Origin of the sequence: Chloroflexus sp. MS-G (genome assembly GCF_000735195.1) — a bacterium.
GTDB lineage: Bacteria > Chloroflexota > Chloroflexia > Chloroflexales > Chloroflexaceae > Chloroflexus.
The window spans coordinates 1-2,484 of the sequence record NZ_JPIM01000225.1 but is presented as its reverse complement, the minus strand read 5'-3'; the positions used below and the strand labels follow the sequence as shown (position 1 = coordinate 2,484).

General features: G+C 49.3%; 3 protein-coding genes. 2 read left to right on the top strand and 1 reads right to left on the bottom strand.

What is annotated here, in order from left to right; genetic code table 11:
• Both JE47_RS0120000 and JE47_RS0119995 read left to right on the top strand, forming a co-directional pair.
• The coding region (locus tag JE47_RS0120000) for an STAS domain-containing protein (RefSeq protein WP_031461433.1) at positions 1 to 974 on the top strand (974 nt) is incomplete at its 5' end.
• Positions 975 to 1,083: 109 nt separating this feature from the next.
• Positions 1,084 to 2,178 (top strand): hypothetical protein, encoded by a 1,095-nt coding sequence (locus JE47_RS0119995; RefSeq protein WP_031461432.1) that lies wholly within the window; start codon positions 1,084 to 1,086, stop codon positions 2,176 to 2,178.
• Here the strand turns inward: JE47_RS0119995 and JE47_RS0119990 are convergent.
• On the bottom strand, positions 2,163 to 2,378 hold the full coding sequence (locus tag JE47_RS0119990; protein ID WP_031461431.1) for a hypothetical protein: 216 nt from the start codon (positions 2,376 to 2,378) through the stop codon (positions 2,163 to 2,165). The genes JE47_RS0119995 and JE47_RS0119990 overlap by 16 nt on opposite strands.
• Positions 2,379 to 2,484: the final 106 nt, after the last annotated feature.

Here is a 2,484-nt window from a genome sequence, read left to right as displayed (position 1 = left end):
TCACCCTGACCCTCTTCCAACCGACAGTTGGGCGCCTGGTGAACCTGACCCTGGCAGTGTTGGTCTTTGTCACTGCCGCCATTCTCGGCAAAAAAGGGTTGGTAACGGTTGGCGGCTACGTCTTGATCATTCTGACCGCTCTCGGTGCGATAAGTGGTGTATTTCTTAATCCAACCTCACCATTTAACACCTTCTATCTTATTGTCAGCCTCCTACTTGCCAGTATTTTGCTTAAACCCTATCAGATTTGGATCGTGCTTGGGCTGTGTCTCCTGAGTATTTTTGGGGTCAGTCAACTACTTCCAGCAGACGTTCGGGTCAGCGGCAACTTCACTCCCGCATTGAGTCATCTTGCCGTGCTTCTCATCGTGAGCGCGTTTATCTCGTTCATTGGCGCGCAAAGCCTCGTTTCGGCGCTCAGAACCGCCACCGAAGCACGTCTGCAAGCTGAAAAAGCCTATCAGCAGCTTGCCGAACTCAATGCGTCGTTAGAAGAACGGGTTGCCGAACGGACAGCAGCACTACAGCGCCTTAGTGAAGAGCAGCGAGCGACACTGATCAAATTAGAGCAAAGTCTGGCTGCTCAACAGCAACTCCAGCACACCATTGCCGAACTTTCTGTCCCGGTCATTCCGGTACGCGATGATACACTGGTCATCCCCTTGGTTGGTGCAGCTACCCCTGAACTGCTTGAACATCTGAACCACCATGCATTACGGGCAATTGAGCAATACCGGGCACGTACCCTCATCATTGATGTAACTGGTATTGCTATCCTCGATACCCACGCAGCCGAACGACTCGTGCAAACGGCGATAGCAGCCCGTCTGCTTGGCGCCGAGACGGTGGTCGTCGGCATTCGCCCAGAAATAGCACAGACCCTGGTTAGTCTTGGTACACCGCTGACCTATCTGCGCACTGCTGCCACGTTACAGGCGGCGTTATTTGGTCAGCAGTCGCGGCTTCGCGGCTAGATGGCGGGAAAGCAAACTTTTCATAATAGCTTACTCAGACTCGAAATGACGTATTCGTATTCCTGGATCAGGAAGCATTCTTCATCGTCTGAGCTACCGGAGTAAAAGTGTGCAAGTGTTACCCGAAAGTGCGTTTGATCATTTCATCGGTGTTTACAGTGCTGTGAAGAAAACGTTTGAAACTGTCCATTCGTCGACAGGACAGAAGTTTCGTTCTCCACTAGTTTCGATTCGCTGGCATTTCTATCTGGTACTGTTGTTTACATTCCTCTCCTGGTTTTTTGTCAGTCAGCCTCTTGTCAGTATGATCACAGCGGATTTTCGTTTTATTGTTAGTGTTTTTGGGTCTGCATTGTGGATTATTCTCATTGCTCTCATTATTCGTCCGATTTACCTTTATATTAATAACAAGCCGTTCTTGCTGTTGTTGTGTAGCGTCTTGTTTCTGCCAGCCTTACCACTATTATTATTTGCAATCATTACAAACAATGTTACCAATGCGATCATCTATTATCTGTTCTGGTTCACAATATCGTTTGTGGCCTGGCTCATGTTATTCGGTATGATCACGATGATCGGTGGAAATATCCCTTTCATTGCATTACTACTCTTTTCATCGGTTAAAAATAACCAGGGAGAGAAAGACCTGATTCCAGGTTATATCGACATCGTGCGCCAGGCAGCCAGCAACATTCAGAGTGATGACAGGTTCAAAAAGTTAGATATAAACGACTGGCGCCATATCGAGCATATCGCACGTTGGAAGTTTGATGGTATGAATGGCCGTCTACAGGCATTCTCATTTGGTATTGGTGGATTGGCATTTCTGAGCATCTTTGCCCTGATATTTTCCCCAGAAGAAGTTCGCCAAATGCAGGAACAGTTTTGGCAAATGATCGGTCAATTTTTGGGGATAGTACCGGAGGAAGATGGGCAGACAGGTATCCTGTCGTTGATCGTCTTTGGGATCGTGTTTCTGGCGATACGATATTTTTATCGCTCCTACGCTGAACTACGGTATCTCGAAGCAATTGGCATCATCTGCGGTTTAGTCCAGCAGTCGCAGCTGGCCGACGGTTCGGTAAGCAAGCCACTCTCGGAAACTAGCCCTGTATCTGCGAATACGGGTGATGGGGCTACGACAGTGGTCGCAGTTGAAGCTAGTTCTCACTCAGCCTCGATGCACGATCAGACAACAGAATAACGCTGTTCGTAGGTGATCATCGCAGAGTACCAGGCAATGAGATCGTTGGAAACTCCTGGATCCATCGAAAAGAGCTTTTCAATATTTCCAAAATTCTTGTGACTGGAAGCGCAGACTTCTCGATCGCATCCTACAGTGACCTCGGTGGAACTTTGTAGGAGGGCAAGGACATCGGGTCGCTTGGTGCGGCGACGACGCATAGTGGCCCCCCTCCTGCTCCCCGTGTGGGAGAGGAAGAGGGCTGGGGTGAAGGTGAGGGGAACCGGATGGCTAACACGACGCACCCTGAATGCGACCGCTGGGCGT